At 65.6% G+C, this 14,153-nt stretch carries 13 protein-coding genes; 8 read left to right on the top strand and 5 right to left on the bottom strand.

The window, feature by feature from the left end:
• Positions 1–67 precede the first annotated feature (67 nt).
• Both AB7290_RS40105 and AB7290_RS40100 read right to left on the bottom strand, forming a co-directional pair.
• Entirely contained in the window at positions 68–1,681 is a 1,614-nt protein-coding gene (locus AB7290_RS40105) for an MDR family MFS transporter (RefSeq protein ID WP_085400030.1), read from the bottom strand.
• Entirely contained in the window at positions 1,629–2,888 is a 1,260-nt protein-coding gene (locus tag AB7290_RS40100) for an HlyD family secretion protein (RefSeq protein WP_085400031.1), read from the bottom strand. Before AB7290_RS40100 ends, AB7290_RS40105 begins: the two co-directional genes overlap by 53 nt.
• A 91-nt stretch (positions 2,889–2,979) precedes the next feature.
• On the opposite strand from AB7290_RS40100, the gene AB7290_RS40095 reads away from it, so the two are divergent.
• The 7 genes from AB7290_RS40095 (at position 2,980) to AB7290_RS40065 (ending at position 10,555) form a co-directional block, all read left to right on the top strand.
• Complete coding sequence (locus tag AB7290_RS40095) at positions 2,980–3,648, top strand: TetR/AcrR family transcriptional regulator (protein WP_085400033.1); 669 nt, start codon at positions 2,980–2,982, stop codon at positions 3,646–3,648.
• Between the two features lie 31 nt (positions 3,649–3,679).
• On the top strand, positions 3,680–4,129 hold the full coding sequence (locus tag AB7290_RS40090) for a MarR family winged helix-turn-helix transcriptional regulator (RefSeq protein ID WP_085400034.1): 450 nt from the start codon (positions 3,680–3,682) through the stop codon (positions 4,127–4,129).
• 11 nt (positions 4,130–4,140) lie between these two features.
• Positions 4,141–4,911, top strand: coding sequence for an enoyl-CoA hydratase (locus tag AB7290_RS40085; protein WP_085400036.1), 771 nt, complete (start codon positions 4,141–4,143; stop codon positions 4,909–4,911).
• 121 nt (positions 4,912–5,032) lie between these two features.
• A complete protein-coding gene (locus tag AB7290_RS40080) occupies positions 5,033–7,114 on the top strand; it encodes a methyl-accepting chemotaxis protein (RefSeq protein WP_085400038.1) in 2,082 nt (693 codons plus the stop codon).
• Positions 7,115–7,231: 117 nt separating this feature from the next.
• On the top strand, positions 7,232–8,170 hold the full coding sequence (locus AB7290_RS40075) for a dihydrodipicolinate synthase family protein (protein WP_085400060.1): 939 nt from the start codon (positions 7,232–7,234) through the stop codon (positions 8,168–8,170).
• Between the two features lie 292 nt (positions 8,171–8,462).
• The gene (locus tag AB7290_RS40070) at positions 8,463–9,863 is read left to right on the top strand and encodes a selenium-binding protein SBP56-related protein (protein WP_071909224.1); all 1,401 of its coding nucleotides are present in this window, start codon (positions 8,463–8,465) and stop codon (positions 9,861–9,863) included.
• An 83-nt stretch (positions 9,864–9,946) separates the two neighbouring features.
• Complete coding sequence (locus AB7290_RS40065) at positions 9,947–10,555, top strand: hypothetical protein (RefSeq protein ID WP_085965313.1); 609 nt, start codon at positions 9,947–9,949, stop codon at positions 10,553–10,555.
• 3 nt (positions 10,556–10,558) lie between these two features.
• Here AB7290_RS40065 and AB7290_RS40060 read toward each other — a convergent pair whose 3' ends face one another.
• Genes AB7290_RS40060 through AB7290_RS40050 form a run of 3 tightly spaced genes read right to left on the bottom strand, consistent with a single transcriptional unit; the run spans position 10,559 to position 13,137 of the window.
• Entirely contained in the window at positions 10,559–11,257 is a 699-nt protein-coding gene (locus AB7290_RS40060; protein WP_085400041.1) for a DUF1045 domain-containing protein, read from the bottom strand.
• An 18-nt stretch (positions 11,258–11,275) separates the two neighbouring features.
• Positions 11,276–12,469: an alpha-D-ribose 1-methylphosphonate 5-triphosphate diphosphatase gene (locus tag AB7290_RS40055; RefSeq protein WP_085400043.1), complete on the bottom strand. Its 1,194-nt coding sequence runs from the start codon at positions 12,467–12,469 to the stop codon at positions 11,276–11,278.
• A complete protein-coding gene (locus AB7290_RS40050; protein ID WP_085400045.1) occupies positions 12,466–13,137 on the bottom strand; it encodes a chloramphenicol acetyltransferase in 672 nt (223 codons plus the stop codon). The genes AB7290_RS40055 and AB7290_RS40050 overlap by 4 nt, the downstream gene beginning before the upstream one ends.
• A 174-nt stretch (positions 13,138–13,311) precedes the next feature.
• Here AB7290_RS40050 and phnC point away from each other — a divergent pair, with 174 nt between their 5' ends.
• Positions 13,312–14,121 (top strand): phosphonate ABC transporter ATP-binding protein, encoded by an 810-nt coding sequence (gene phnC, locus AB7290_RS40045; RefSeq protein WP_085400046.1) that lies wholly within the window; start codon positions 13,312–13,314, stop codon positions 14,119–14,121.
• Positions 14,122–14,153 lie beyond the last annotated feature (32 nt).

Here is a 14,153-nt window from a genome sequence, read left to right as displayed (position 1 = left end):
ACGTGTGGAGAGAGGCCCCTCACCCCGACCTTCTCCCCGTAAGAACGGGGAGAGGGGGAAGAAGAGCCTAATGCACCGGCCCACCGGCCGCCTTCACGCGCCGCGTCAGCAGCACCGCGATCGCGGCGATCACCAGCACGATGCCGATCACGGCAAAGGCGTCGGAATAGCCCATCACCAGCGCCTGGCGCTTGACCGTCTTGCCGAGCGCGATGATGGCCTGCTCGCGCGCGGCGTGGGGGTCGGGCACGCCGTGGGCCATGAAGTAATCCGTCATCTGCGCGATGCGGGTGCGGACTTCCTCGCGGCCGAGCGTGACCGACTGGCCGATGATGTTGGAGTGGAACTGCTCGCGCTTGGTGATGATGGTCGCGAGCGTCGCCGTGCCGATCGCGCCGCCGAGATTGCGGAACATGTTGCTGATGCCGGAGGCCGCGGCCGCGTCCTGCGGCGCGATGCCGCCTGTCAGCACCGAGGTCAGCGGCGTCAGCACCATGGCCTGTCCCACGGCACGCACGATGTTCGGAATCCAGAGCTGGTCGCCGGCATAGTCCGGCGACATCGCCGTGTTCATGAAGCAGCTATAGGCGAAGATCAGAAGGCCGGTGATCGCGATATAGCGCGTGTCGAAGCGTTGCATCAGCTTCGGGATCAGCGGGATCAGCACGAGCTGCGGCAGGCCGGTCCAGGCCAGCACGTTGCCGATCTGCTCGGCGTTGTAGCCCTGCGCCTGGCCGAGATAGGCGGGCAGGATATAGACCGAGCCGAACAGCGCGAAGCCGACCATCGTCATCGCAATGGTGCCGAAGCCGAAATTACGCTGCGTCAGGAGACGCAGCCGGATCAGTGGCTTCTCGATCGTGAGCTCGATCGTGACGAACAGCGTGAGGCTGACGGCCGCGATGATCGCCAGCTTGACGATGAAGGGCGAGGAAAACCAGTCATCCTTGTTGCCCTCCTCCAGCACGGCCTGCAGTGCCGACAGCCCGATCGCCATGGTGAAGATGCCGGCCCAGTCGCCTTCCTTCAACAGGCTGAGCTGCATCTTCTGCTTCTCCAGCGTCAGATAGAGCGCGGCCACCATCACCGCGGTCGGAATCACGTTGACGAAGAAGATGGTACGCCAGCCGTAGTTCTCGGTGAGATAGCCGCCGATGGTCGGGCCGATCGCGGGGGCGAAGGTGACGGACAGTGCGAAGATCGCAAGACCGACGGGCTGCTGCGGCTTCGGCAGCTTGGTCAATACGAGCGTGAACGCCATCGGGATCAGCACGCCGCCGGCAAAGCCCTGCAGGCCGCGCATCGCGATCATCGACGGCAAATCATGGGTGAAGGCGCAGGCGACCGAGAACGCCGCGAACAGCGTCGCGCTCGCCAGCATGTAGCGGCGGAACGAGAACACGCGGCTCAAATAGTCGGTCAGGGGGATCACGATGATCTCGCCGATCAGATACGACGTCGAGATCCAGGAGCCGTTGTCGGCGCCGGTTCCGATGCCGCCCTCGATGTTGGCCAGCGAGGCGTTGGTGATCTGGATGTTCAGGATCGCCATGAACGAGCCGATCATGGCGGCGAGCACGGCGATCCAGATCGCGGCACTCGCGCGGTTCGGGTCGGCTATTGCCGGATCAGGCGTCGCGGCCGGTGTTGCTGGCGTCGAAAGTGAGAGGCTGTTTGACATGGCACGACCCTCCGGAAACGAGCTTCGCCTTTACGTTTGCCTTGGGCGCCGCGGCCGCATTGGCGGTCGGCGCGGTCGAACGTGTTGCAATGGTTGGGATCACGGACATGCCGGGGCGCAGCGCGATCGCGGGACCGTGCGCGGCATCGAGCGCGATCTTGACGGGGATGCGTTGCACCACCTTGGTGAAATTGCCGGTGGCGTTGTCGGGCGGCAGCAGCGCGAATTCCTGGCCGCTCGCCGGCGCGATGGAATCGACGTGGCCGTGCACGACCTGACCCGGGAAGGTGTCGACCTCGATATCGACGGCCTGGCCGGCCTGCACGTGGGTCAGCTGCGTCTCCTTGAAATTGGCGACGACATAGGCGCCCTCGGCCGGCACGATCGCCATCAGCTGGGTGCCCGCCTGCACGAACTGGCCGACGCGCAAGGAGCGGTTGCCGACCACGCCGTCGATCGGGGAGACGATCGTGGTGTAGCCCAGATTGAGCTCGGCCTGACGCTGGAGTGCGGCCGCGCGTGCGGCGGCGGCCCTGGCTTGCAATATCTCGGCGTTGAGGAGATCGACCTGCTTCAAGGCGGAGGTGAGATTGGCGATATCGCGCTGGATCGCCGCGTCTGCGCCGGCGTCGCGCGCTTGCGCCTGCTGCGCGTTCTGCACGCTGCCGAAACCCGTTGCCGCGAGATCGGTGTAGCGCTTGTTCTCCTGCTTCGCGAAAACCTTCGCGGCATTGTCGACATCGATGGTCGCTCTTGCCGCCGCGATCACGGCTTGCTGGACCTCGAGCTGCGCTTGCTTGCTCGTCACCGTCGCATTCGCGGCGGCGACATCGGCCTTGGCCTGGTCGAGCGCGACCCGGAAGTCGCGATCGTCGATCCTGGCGAGTACCTGGCCGGCCTTCACATGCTCGTTATCGCCGACCAGGACGCGGTCGAGGTAGCCGCTGACCTTTGGCGCGATGGTGGTGTTGTCGGCCTTCACATAGGCGTCATCGGTGGAGACGAGGTACTGCCCAACGGTCCAGTAGTCGTAGCCGTACCAGCTCGCGCCGGCCAGCGCGACGATCGTCGCACCCATCAGCAACAGCTTGCGGAGATTGAGTTTTTGCCGGCGGATGCCGGTCGGGGCGGTGGGCAGCACGCCCTCCGGCACGGTTGCTGGAATAGCGGTTTGGGTCGCAGCGGATGGGGTGGTGTGGACGGACATGGCCGGCTCCCCTGAATTAGGAAACTTGACGATTTCCAAAATGAGACTAGCTTTGGAATTGTCAATGGAATGACAGGCGTCATCTAAAAGCATGGCTCAGGCAAAACCTTCAGGTGAATGCCGCCCCCGCGGGCGGCCGCAACTGCGCAGCGACGAGGAGACGAGGCGGATCGTCTTCGATGCAGCGCGCAACGCCTTCGCCGTCGACGGCTATGCCGCGACCAGCACCGAAGAGCTGGCACGTCGCGCCGGCGTCTCGACCAAGACGCTCTATCGCCTGTTTCCGGGCAAGGCCGCACTGTTCGAGGCGATGTGCGCGGACAGGCTCGAGCGGCTGCTCTCCGCCGTGGATCTGCAAGGAAGCGACGAGGTCGATATCGCGACGGGCCTGCGTGCCGCGCTGCTGGCCTGCGCCGATCTCGCACTCGATCCGGAGGTCGTGGCGCTGCAGCGCATGGTGCTGCAGGAATCCGCCGCGTTCCCCGAGCTCGCCGCCAACTTCTACAACAACGGCATTTCCCGCACCGTCAGGACGCTCGCGGGCTGGCTGCGCGTCCAGGTCAAGCGCAAGCGCATCGCCATCGATGATGCGGAGGAAGTTGCCGGCATGCTGATCGGCATGGTCGCATCGGCGCCGCAGCGCGCGGCGATCTATGGCGACATGCCGCTGCCGTCACGCAAGCAGATCGAGCGCCGCGTGCAGACCTGCGCGGCCCTGTTCCTCGATGGCTGCCGCGCCCCCGTAGCCGTCTCCCTTTGACAATCCGGTTCGGCTCGGCTATCTATTTCGCATGCGAAATAAAGAAGCCGCAGCGAGGCATCATCGGCTTATTTACCTCCTGAACGTCGCGCAACGCCGTTTGCAGCGCTGGATGGCGGCGCAGCCGCAGAACGAGGTCACGCCGGCGCAGGCGGGGCTGTTGTTCATCCTCGGCAAGCAGGACGGCGTGCTGATGGGCGAGGCAGGCGCGGCGCTCGACATGGGGCCGGCCGGAATTTCAGGGCTCGTCGATCGCAGTGCTGCGGCGAGGCTGGTCGAGCGGCGGGCCGATCGCGAGGACGGCCGGGCCTGGCGCGTATGGCTGACGCCGAAGGGGCGCACCGTGCTGGCGCAGGCGAAGACTGACGCGGCGCAGATCAACGCCGCGTTGACGGACGGATTTACCAGCGCGGAGATCGACATCGTCGCGCGCTGGCTGACCAGCATTCAGGACAAGTTTCCAAGACCTTCAGACGACTAAAGGAGAGACCCATGACCGAGCACGTCCGGATCGAGAACAACAATGGAATTCTCACCATCACGCTGGCGCGCCCCGACAAGAAGAACGCGCTGACGGATGCGATGTACGGCAAGCTCGCCGACACCATCGAATCCGCCGAGTTCGATCCGTCCACCCGCGTGGTCCTGATCCGCGGCGAGGGTGACATGTTCACCGCCGGCAACGATGTCGGCGAATTCGCCGCCGTCGCAGCCGGCAAGTCCGAAGGCAGCCGCAACGTCGTGCGCTTCATCCAGTCGCTGGCGCGCTGCACCCGGCCGCTGGTCGCGGCCGTGCAGGGCCGCGCCGTCGGCGTCGGCACCACGATGCTGCTGCATTGCGACCTCGTCGTGCTCGCCGACAATGCGCAATTGTCGACGCCCTTCGTCAGCCTCGCGCTGGTGCCGGAGGCCGCCTCGAGCCTGCTGATGCCGGCACGCATCGGCTACGCCCGCGCCTACGAGATGTTCGCGCTGGGCGAGACCGTACCGGCCCGGTCGGCGCTGGAATGGGGCCTTGCCAATCGCGTGGTGCCGCTCGACAAGCTCGATGCCGAGGCGCTTGCGCTCGCGCAGCGGCTCGCTCGCCAGCCGGCCGGCGCGCTTACTGCGACCAAGAAGTTGATGCGCAACGGCGAGGCGCTGGTCGCACAGATGCAGGCCGAAGGCGAGCAATTCGCGCAGCGTTTGCGCACGGCGGAAGCACGCGAGGCCTTCACCGCCTTCGCCGAGCGCCGGCCGCCGGATTTCACCAAGGTTGCCTGATTTCGCTAGTCTTAAACCGCTTACAGACCGGGCACTTCCGGCAATTTGACTAAAACCTTAACCGATCCTTGGCATGTCGCGATGCAGGGTGGCCGGCAGTACAATGCAGGCCCCCTGACTCATGGCAATGTTTAAGAAATCGGTAAGCTCGCTTCTCCTGACCTTGATGGCCCTGCTGGCCGCCGGTGCGCTGGCCTCTACGGCGATCCAGATGTTCGGAGCGTTCGGTCGCTACAGCGACAGTCTCGAGACGGCGCGGCTCGCCGCTGCCGACAAGGCGATCTTCCATGGCGTGCTCGCGTTGCGCAACAATCGTGGCGATGCCCAGAGCGCCATCCTTGGCGAGGACGATCCCAAGGCAAAACTCGCTGAAGCCGAGAAGGCCGAGCAGGGCGGCTATGAAGGGATCAGCGCCGCGCTCTCGACCGTCGATTTCGCACGCCGCGACGAGCTCGCCAGCACGCTGAAGCAGCGCTGGAACGAAGCCGCGCCGCAATTCCAGCTGTTCTACGACGAGGCCAAGCTTCCGCGCGCCGAGCGCAAGATGGAGCGGACCAATTCCTGGTACGACGCCGTCACCAAGGTCATCGACACAGCGAACCTCGCCTCCACCGCGGTGTCGAACCGCGCCTGGATGAACGATCCCTACATCGCCCGCATGATCCAGGTCCGCCGCTTCGCCTGGCAGGTGCGCGACCGTTATGGGGTCCATTGTTCGTCGCTTCGCTCGAACATCAACAGCAGCAAGCCGCTCGACGACGTTCAGAAGCGGTCGGTGGCGCAATGGGATGGCACGATCACCTCCGGCTGGGCGGGCATGGCCGAGTTGCTGGCTGCGCCCGACGTGACGGCGGAGCTGGTGACGGCAGCGTCGGACGCGAAGACCAAGACCGATGGCGTCCTGAAGCAGATCGGCGATCTCACCAAGAATCTCGACGGCAGCGGCAAGCCCGCGATGCCTGCCTCGGAGTGGAATACGCTCTGCCAGTCGCCGTTCCCGCTCATTGTCGGGGTCGCGACCAAAGCGCTGGATCAGTCGATCGCGCGTGCCGAGGCCGTGCAGACCAAGGCGCTCACCAACCTCATCGTGCAGTCGCTCGCGTTTCTGCTCGCGCTCGCCGTGACCCTCGCCGGCGTCTACGTGGTGCGCAATCGCCTGATGCGCCCGGTCCGCGCCATCCTCGACGCCATCGCGCGAATCGGCGCCCGTGATTATGCGACGCCCGTGCCGCGATCCCGATATCCCGACGAGTTCGGCACCATGGCTGCCGCGCTCGAGAGCCTGCGCGAGAGCGCGGCGACCGCCGAGCGGCTGGGCCAGGAACGCGAATCGCAGCAGGCGTTGCAACTCGCCCGCTCCGGCACCGTGGACGACGCATGCCGCAGCTTCGACGACACCGTGCAGGCGGTGATCCACAGTGTCGCGGCGTCGGCGAGGGAGCTCGATGCCACCGCGACCGATGTGCGCACGCTGGTATCAGAGTCGACCAGCCAGACCGCGGCAGTCTCTTCCGCAGCCGAGCAGGCCACCAACAATCTCGAGACCATCGCGGCCGCGACCGAGGAACTCTCCGCATCCGTCGGCGAGATCTCCGCACAGGTGCAGTTGAGCGCCCGCGAGGCGCGCGAGGCGGTGTCGCAGGCCGAGCGGACCAACGCGACGGTCGAGATCCTCGATCAGACCGCGAGCCGGATCGGCGAGGTCGTGAAGATGATCAACGCCATCGCCGGCCAGACCAATCTCCTGGCGCTGAACGCGACCATCGAGGCGGCGCGTGCGGGCGAGGCCGGCCGCGGCTTTGCCGTGGTCGCCGGCGAGGTCAAGAGCCTCGCCGCGCAGACCGCAACCGCAACCGAAGAAATCTCGCGCCAGGTCGAGGAGATCCAGAGCGCGACGGGCCAGGCCGTGACCGCCATCCGCTCGATCGGGGGCGCCATCAGCGGCATCGACGAGAAGATGACGGCGATCGCAGCCGCCGTCGAGGAGCAGCGCGCGGCCACCACCGAGATCTCGCGCAACTTCCAGCAGGCCGCTCAGGGCACCCGCGAGGTCACCGACACCATCGGCAGCGTCGCGAGACTCAACCAGGAAACCGGCAACGCCGGCACGGTGCTGTCCGAATCCGTGAAGAAGATGTCGGGCGATGCCGATCGTCTTCGCGTCGCGGTCGAAGGCTTTTTGGGGGCCGTGAAGACCGCATAACTTCGATCGTCATCCGTCTGGGCGTCGCGCGAACGGCATTGCCGCCGCTTCACGCGGCGGGTACATCTGTGCCGCTGCGGGAGTGCAGCAACAGACGTATCAAGGATGGAGAGTTCGATGCCGGTCACCCCACACAAGGCCCAGCGCCCCTATCGCGGCGTGTTCCCGGTTGCGCCCACCATCTTCGACGAGCGCGGCGAGCTCGACCTCGAGGGCCAGCGCCGCTGCATCGATTTCATGATCGATGCGGGCTCGAACGGTCTCTGTATCCTCGCCAATTTCTCCGAGCAGTTCGTGCTCACCGATGCCGAGCGCGAAACCGTGATGCATGCGGTGCTGGAGCATGTCGCGGGCCGGGTTCCCGTGATCGTCACCACCACGCATTTCAGCTCGGCCGTCTGCGCCGCACGCAGCCAGCAGGCGGAGGCGGCGGGGGCCGCCATGGTGATGGTGATGCCGCCCTATCACGGCGCGACCTTCCGCGTGCCCGAGAAGGGCATCGTCGAATTCTTCAAGGTGCTCTCGGGCGCGATCAACATTCCCGTCATGATCCAGGACGCGCCTGTCGCCGGAACGCCGCTGTCGGTCGAGCTGCTCGCGCGGCTGGCGCGCGACTTCGCCAACATCCGCTATTTCAAGATCGAGGTGCCGGGCGCGGCGGCAAAGCTGCGCAGCCTGATCGAGGCGGGCGGCAAGGATATCGAAGGCCCGTGGGATGGCGAGGAAGCCATCACGCTGCTCGCCGATCTCGACGCCGGCGCCACCGGCGCGATGACGGGCGGCGGCTATCCCGACGGCATCCGCCAGATCATCGATCCCTATTTCGCCGGCAAGCGCGAGGAGGCAAAGGCCGCCTATGAGCGCTGGCTGCCGCTGATCAACTACGAAAACCGCCAATGCGGCCTGATCGCCTGCAAGGCCATGATGCAGGCCGGCGGCGTGATCAAATCGGACACCGTGCGGCATCCGCTCCAGCCGCTGCACCCGGCGACGCGGGCAGGGCTGCTGGAGCTCGCCAAGGAGCGGGATGCGCTGGCGTTGCGGTGGGGGAAGTAGCGCCGTACCCACTCGGTAGTCGCCAGGTCTCTCGGCAGTCCCCGCCTACGCGGGGACGATGCCGAGTGTGAGGTGCGCGCTGGCCTGATCCCGCCGGTTTCCGTCTGGCTGAGGGCGTCGAATTAGCGCGGTTCGGGCGGTTTTCCGCACGCCGGCGATGACATATTGTACGCTCCTTGCACGCTCGCCAACCAGGTCCGCGGAGCTTCTCAAGACGTCGCTGAGCAGCTCTTCATTATGCCGCTATTCCGAGCCAGGTTGGAGCGAGCCGACGAAACAGGGAGGCAGTGCCATGACGATGAGGCCGGATCCCACCTTTCACGCATCGCCCAAGCTGGCGATGGAAGCACCAGCGGAGAACTTTGCATACACGTTGCTGCTCAGTCCGGATTTCTCAAAGCCGGATGCTCTCGCGGTCATCGACGTCAAGCCGGGATCGCCGACCTACAGCCAAATCGTCCACACGGTGACGATGCCCAACAAGGGCGATGAGTTTCATCACTTCGGCTGGAACGCCTGCTCCTCCGCCTTGTCGCCGCTCGCGGGACATGCCTTCATCGAGCGGCGCTATCTCATCATCCCCGGGATACGCTCGTCGCGGATCTACATCATCGATACCAAGCCCGATCCGACCAAAGCCAAAATCCACAAGATCATCGAGCCCGAGGAAATCTTCAAGAAGACCGGCTACTCGCGGCCGCATACCATCCATTGCGGGCCGGACGGCGTCTATGTGAGCACGCTGGGCGGCGGCGGCAAGGACGGCACCAACGGGCCTCCAGGCGTCTTCATCATGGATTGCGAGACGTTCGAGGTCCTTGGGCGGTGGGAGATCGACCGCGGTCCGCAGACGCTGCACTATGATTTCTGGTGGAACCTGCCGCGCGACTACATGGTGACGAGCGAATGGGCGTTGCCGCCGCAGTTCGAGAACGGGATCGTCGCGGAAGATCTGCTGGCGAACAAATATGGCCATCGTCTCCACTTCTGGGATCTCCGCGCCCGTCGCAACGTGCAGACCATCGACCTCGGCGCCAATCATCAGATGGCGTTGGAGGTGCGGCCCGCGCACGATCCGGTTCGCGAATACGGCTTCGTTGGCGTTGTGGTCGACACCACCAACCTCGAAGCATCGATCTGGACCTGGTGGCGCGAAGGCGGAAAATTCCACGCGGAGAAGACGGCGACGATTCCGCCCGAACCCGCGCCAAAGGAGCAGCTCCCGCCGCTGCTGCAGGGATTTGGCGCCGTGCCGCCGCTGGTGACCGACATCGACCTGTCGATGGATGACCGGTTTCTCTATGTCTCGTGCTGGGGCACGGGTGAAATGCGCCAGTACGATGTGAGTGATCCGCGAAAGCCGAAGCTTGCGGGCTCGGTTCACATCGGCGGCATCGCGCGCCGCACGCCCCATCCGAACGGCAAGGCATTTGCGGCCGGTCCGCAGATGGTCGAGATCAGCCGCGACGGCAAGCGCGTGTACTGGACCAATTCGCTGTATTCCACCTGGGATGACCAATTCTATCCCGATGGGGTTCCGGGCGTGGAAGTCATGGCCAATGTCGGTCGCGACGGCGGCCTCGAGCTCGCCAAGGACTATTTCGTGAGCTTCCCCGACGGATATCGCGCGCACCAGATCAGGCTGGAGGGCGGCGATTGTTCGACGGACTCCTTTTGCTACCCGTCGGCCTAGGCTGGCAGCACGGGAGTTGGCCGCTCGGCTGGCTGTGGCTCGCTCTTGTTGCGAGCGGTCTTTATCACGGGGTCAATCCGGGAATGGGATGGCCGCTCGCCGTGTCGGCCGGGCTCATGGACAAGAGCCCGCGCGCGCTGTTCCGCGCGTTGTGGGCTCTGGCGGCCGGACATCTCCTGGCAACACTTCTCGTGCTGCTGCCATTTGCGTTCCTGCTCGTGCTGGCCGAGTGGCAGCGTTCGATCCAGCTCGGCGCGAGCCTTCTCGTCATCGGCTTCGGCGTCTATCGGCTGATCGAGCGACGCCATCCGCGCACGCTGGCACGAATTCCGCCGACGCAATTGGCGCTCTGGTCATTCGCCGTTGCCATTGCTCACGGCGCGGCCTTGATGCTCGTGCCGATCTATCTCGGGCTCTGCCAGGCCTTCGAGCTCGATGCCGGCCATGAGGCGGCGGGCGCGCTGATGAAGGCAAGTCTTCTGAAGACAAGTCTCGGGATGGCGGTGCTGGTGTCCCTGGTGCACGTTGTCGCCATGGTCAGTGCCGGCGGGTGTCTGGCGTGGCTGGTCTACCGCTATCTGGGATTGAGGTTCGTCGCGCGAAGTTGGTTCAATCTGGATGCAATCTGGGCAACCAGCCTCATTCTGGTTGGCGCCGTGGCGCTCGCCTTCAATCTCGCGAGCTGGCGCTGAGGCCTACTTCGCCAACGCCCACTCGCCGACAAAGCGGAAGCGCGCCCTGGCATCATCCTGCTTGAACAGCGCGATCCGGTCGATCGCCAGCGTCTCGAGACCGAGCGCCGAAAACCTCGCGCGCAACATCTCCAGGATCGGCCCGCGCCGCTCCGCATCCAGCCGTCCCGTCAGCGTCATGTGGAAGCGGAATTCTTCCATCACGTACGGGTAACCCCAGCGGTCGAGATAGTCGCGTTGCCGCTCGGTGAGTTTGTCGGGCTTGCGCCGCGCGCGGTCTTCCGCCGTCATGGGCGCGCGGAAGTCGTCGAATTCGCGGACGCAATCGGCGGCAAGCTGCTGGAGCGTACCCACGGGCTCGGTCGGAATCACCGCAATGAAGCCGCTGATGGAGTCGACGACCGGACGGATTGACGGCATCGGCCGCGCCTTGCCGGCAAAGGCGGCGCAGACTGCGATGAGCTCGGCTTCAGTCCTGCCGGGCGCCAGCGCCATCGGCGCCTTCAGCGTGCCGTGGAAGCCGTATTTGCGGGGATCGGCCGTGACGTCGCGCCAGTCCGGCGCAACACGCGATGCGTCGGCTGGGAACGGCATCTCGTCGCCGGTGTAGACATCGTAGCCGAGCAACTCGGCGCCGAAGCGGGAGAGGGCGCTGTCGGCGCCGGCGGCAAAATAGATCGCGTAGCGGGGAAAATCTGTCATCGTCCGAGCATAACCGGTTCAGGCCGCAACGACAGCCTCGCGCGGCGTCGCCGCCGCAGCGAGCAGTCGCGTCGCATCGGTGAGATGCACGAGCTTTCCGCCTGATACCACCGCGATCAGCCGCGGCCGCAGCGGCACGCTGTCGTCGACCAGCAGCATGTCGGCGCGGCGTCCTTCCGCGAGCACGCCGCGATCGGCAAGGCCGGTCGCGCGCGCTGGTCCCGCAGAGACCAGATCCCAGGCCTTCGGCAGCGGCAGCACGCCGTCGGCGACAAGGCGGAACGCGGCGAGCAGCTGCGCGGGATAGTAATAGTCCGACGCCAGCACCGAGCAGAGCCCCTTCGCGATCATGTCGGATGCCCGGGTCCAGCCGGTATGGCTGCCGCCGCGCACGACGTTCGGCGCACCGTAGACGATGGCATCGCCCGCGGACGCGGCCGCCCGCGCGGTCTCCTCGTTGATCGGAAACTCCGCGATGTCAGCGCCCAACTCGCGAAACTCCTGCCGCATCGCCGGCGTCGCATCGTCATGCGAGAGCATCCGCACCTCGGCTGCGCGAGCAGTTGCGGCAAGCCGCGACACGGAAGCCGGCACTTCACTGGCCCGCGAAAGCACACGCTCGACCAGCCGGTCGAATTCCTCGCCCGAGAGGCCGGTGCGCTCGACCATGCGGTTGCGCTTGCGCGGCTTGGCCATGTCGGCAACGGTGCCGTCCATGTGGTCGTTGAAGGCGAACAGGTCGACGCGGCCCTCGGCGAGCCACTGGCCGATCTCGGCCTCTGCATCGAGATTGTAGGTCTCGTGCCGCAGGTGGAAACGGGTATCGGCGGCGAATTGCGGGCGCTGCCGCTCGATCGCCTCCATCAGGGTGCGCGCATTGCCGGCGCTGCGCAGGCCCGGCTCCCACGAACAGGTCGTGGCGTGAAACACCGTGGTGATGCCGTTGCTGATCGCCTGGCGGTCACTGTCGGCGAGCGCGACGTCGATCGGGAAGTCGACGCCGGCGCGCGGCATCATCTGCCGCTCGAAGGCATCGCCATGCAGATCGACGATGCCGGGCAGCACCAGCAGGTTGCGCGCATCGATCGCCAGCCGCGCACGGCCGCGAGAGGCATCGACCTGCGCAATGTCCGCGCCGGACACCAGAATGGAAGTTTCGACGAGCTCGGAGCCGATCAGGGCCCGGCCGCCCTCAAGGAAGATGTCTGTCAAGCGACCGCGCTTCGTTTGCTGGCAGGGGAACGGGTGAGGGAGCTTGCCCGTGCTTCATATGCCGAGAGGAAATCTTCAATCCCGAGCTTGCGGAAATCGGGCAGTGCTTCACGCAATTTGTCGTGATCCCAGTCCCACCAGGCGAGTCGGGCCAGCCGTCCGGCGACGTCTTCCGAGAACCGCCGCCGCACGATGCGCGCCGGATTGCCGGCGACGATGGTGTAGGCCGGCACGTCCTTGGTGACGATGGCGCCCGCCGCGATCACCGCGCCGGTGCCGATGTTGCGGCCGGGCAGCACGATCGCGCCATGGCCGATCCAGACGTCGTGGCCAATATGGACGTGATGCTGGCGCCGCCAGTCGAAGAACTCGGTGTCGTCGCTCTCGCCTTCGAAGTAGGCGCTGGAACGATAGGTGAAATGCGCCTGCGTCGCGCGATGCATCGGATGATTGCCGGGATTGATGCGGGTCATCGCCGCGATCGAGCAGAATTTTCCGATCGTGGTGTAGGTGATCTGGGCGTCGTTCACGACATAGGAGTAATCGCCCATCGCGACTTCAGTGAGGATCGTGCGCGCACCGACTTCGGTATAGGTGCCGAGCCTGGTCTCATGCAGCTTCGCCGAAGGGTCGATGGTCGGTTGAACCGAGAGCGTTTTGCCGGCCATGCTGCATCCGATAGGTCGAGGGCGGGCGTACCTCTTCGAGCGGCCTGATGACAATGTCATGACGATGCGATGACAGGGGAAGAGGTGTGTAGGATCGCCGCACCGCAACGCCGGTGTCACACAAGTGTCAATTGCCAGCGCTAGCGGTGGCAGCCAGCTACTCTGGAGCCCTCTATGCTGGTGGTTGAAGGTCTGACGTGCCGCTTCGGCGCAAAAGCCGCGGTGGACGACGCTTCGTTTCAAATCTCCCCCGGCGGCTTCGTCGGTGTGATCGGGCGCTCCGGCGCCGGCAAGTCGACCATGCTGCGCATGATCAATCGCCTGGCGACGCCGACGCAGGGCCGCATCCTGTTCGACGGCCTCGACGTCACCGCGCTGCGCGGCAAGGAGCTGCGGCAGTGGCGGGCGCGCTCGGCGATGATTTTCCAGCAGTTCAACCTGGTCGGCCGGCTCGATGTGCTCACCAACGTGCTGATGGGGCGTCTTGCCACGATGCCGGCCTGGCGCTCGCTGACGCAGACCTGGCCCGAGCACGACAAGGCGCTGGCGATGTCGGCGCTCGAACAGTTCGATATCGCCTCACTCGCCGCCCAGCGCGCCGACCAGCTCTCCGGCGGCCAGCAGCAGCGTGTTGCGATCGCCCGCGCGCTGGTGCAGCAGCCCGACATCATCCTCGCCGACGAGCCGATCGCCTCGCTCGACCCGCGCAACACCAAGATCGTGATGGATGCGCTGCTGCGCATCAACAAGCATTTCGGCATCACCGTGCTCTGCAACCTGCATTCGCTCGATCTGGCGCGCAGCTATTGCGATCGCCTGATCGGCATGGCGCAGGGGCGCGTGGTGTTCGACGGCGCGCCGGCCGAATTGACCGACCACGTCGCGCGCGAGCTCTACGATCTCGAAGCCTCCGACGTCATGGGCGGAATGCCTGTGCCGGCGCCTGAAGGCGTGCCGGCGCTCGGAACGGCCGCGGCCGCCTGAGCTGCGCCTGTAACTGCCAATTTTTGCGTCAA

This window comes from Bradyrhizobium sp. 613_E4_N2_2, from assembly GCF_052075995.1.
Lineage (GTDB): Bacteria > Pseudomonadota > Alphaproteobacteria > Rhizobiales > Xanthobacteraceae > Bradyrhizobium > Bradyrhizobium barranii.
The sequence above is the reverse complement of the archived record's forward strand: the minus strand, read 5'-3'. Positions and strand labels throughout refer to the sequence as shown.

Bases quoted from the DNA above. Each gene is read 5' to 3' on its own strand.
- AB7290_RS40075 (WP_085400060.1), top strand. From the start codon at position 7,232: ATGCCGGTCACCCCACACAAGGCCCAGCGCCCCTATCGCGGCGTGTTC.
- AB7290_RS40060 (WP_085400041.1), bottom strand. From the start codon at position 11,257: ATGACAGATTTTCCCCGCTACGCGATCTATTTTGCCGCCGGCGCCGAC.
- AB7290_RS40100 (WP_085400031.1), bottom strand. From the start codon at position 2,888: ATGTCCGTCCACACCACCCCATCCGCTGCGACCCAAACCGCTATTCCA.
- AB7290_RS40070 (WP_071909224.1), top strand. From the start codon at position 8,463: ATGACGATGAGGCCGGATCCCACCTTTCACGCATCGCCCAAGCTGGCG.
- AB7290_RS40090 (WP_085400034.1), top strand. From the start codon at position 3,680: ATGCGAAATAAAGAAGCCGCAGCGAGGCATCATCGGCTTATTTACCTC.
- AB7290_RS40085 (WP_085400036.1), top strand. From the start codon at position 4,141: ATGACCGAGCACGTCCGGATCGAGAACAACAATGGAATTCTCACCATC.
- AB7290_RS40065 (WP_085965313.1), top strand. From the start codon at position 9,947: ATGGGATGGCCGCTCGCCGTGTCGGCCGGGCTCATGGACAAGAGCCCG.
- phnC (WP_085400046.1), top strand. From the start codon at position 13,312: ATGCTGGTGGTTGAAGGTCTGACGTGCCGCTTCGGCGCAAAAGCCGCG.
- AB7290_RS40050 (WP_085400045.1), bottom strand. From the start codon at position 13,137: ATGGCCGGCAAAACGCTCTCGGTTCAACCGACCATCGACCCTTCGGCG.
- AB7290_RS40095 (WP_085400033.1), top strand. From the start codon at position 2,980: ATGGCTCAGGCAAAACCTTCAGGTGAATGCCGCCCCCGCGGGCGGCCG.
- AB7290_RS40105 (WP_085400030.1), bottom strand. From the start codon at position 1,681: ATGTCAAACAGCCTCTCACTTTCGACGCCAGCAACACCGGCCGCGACG.
- AB7290_RS40080 (WP_085400038.1), top strand. From the start codon at position 5,033: ATGGCAATGTTTAAGAAATCGGTAAGCTCGCTTCTCCTGACCTTGATG.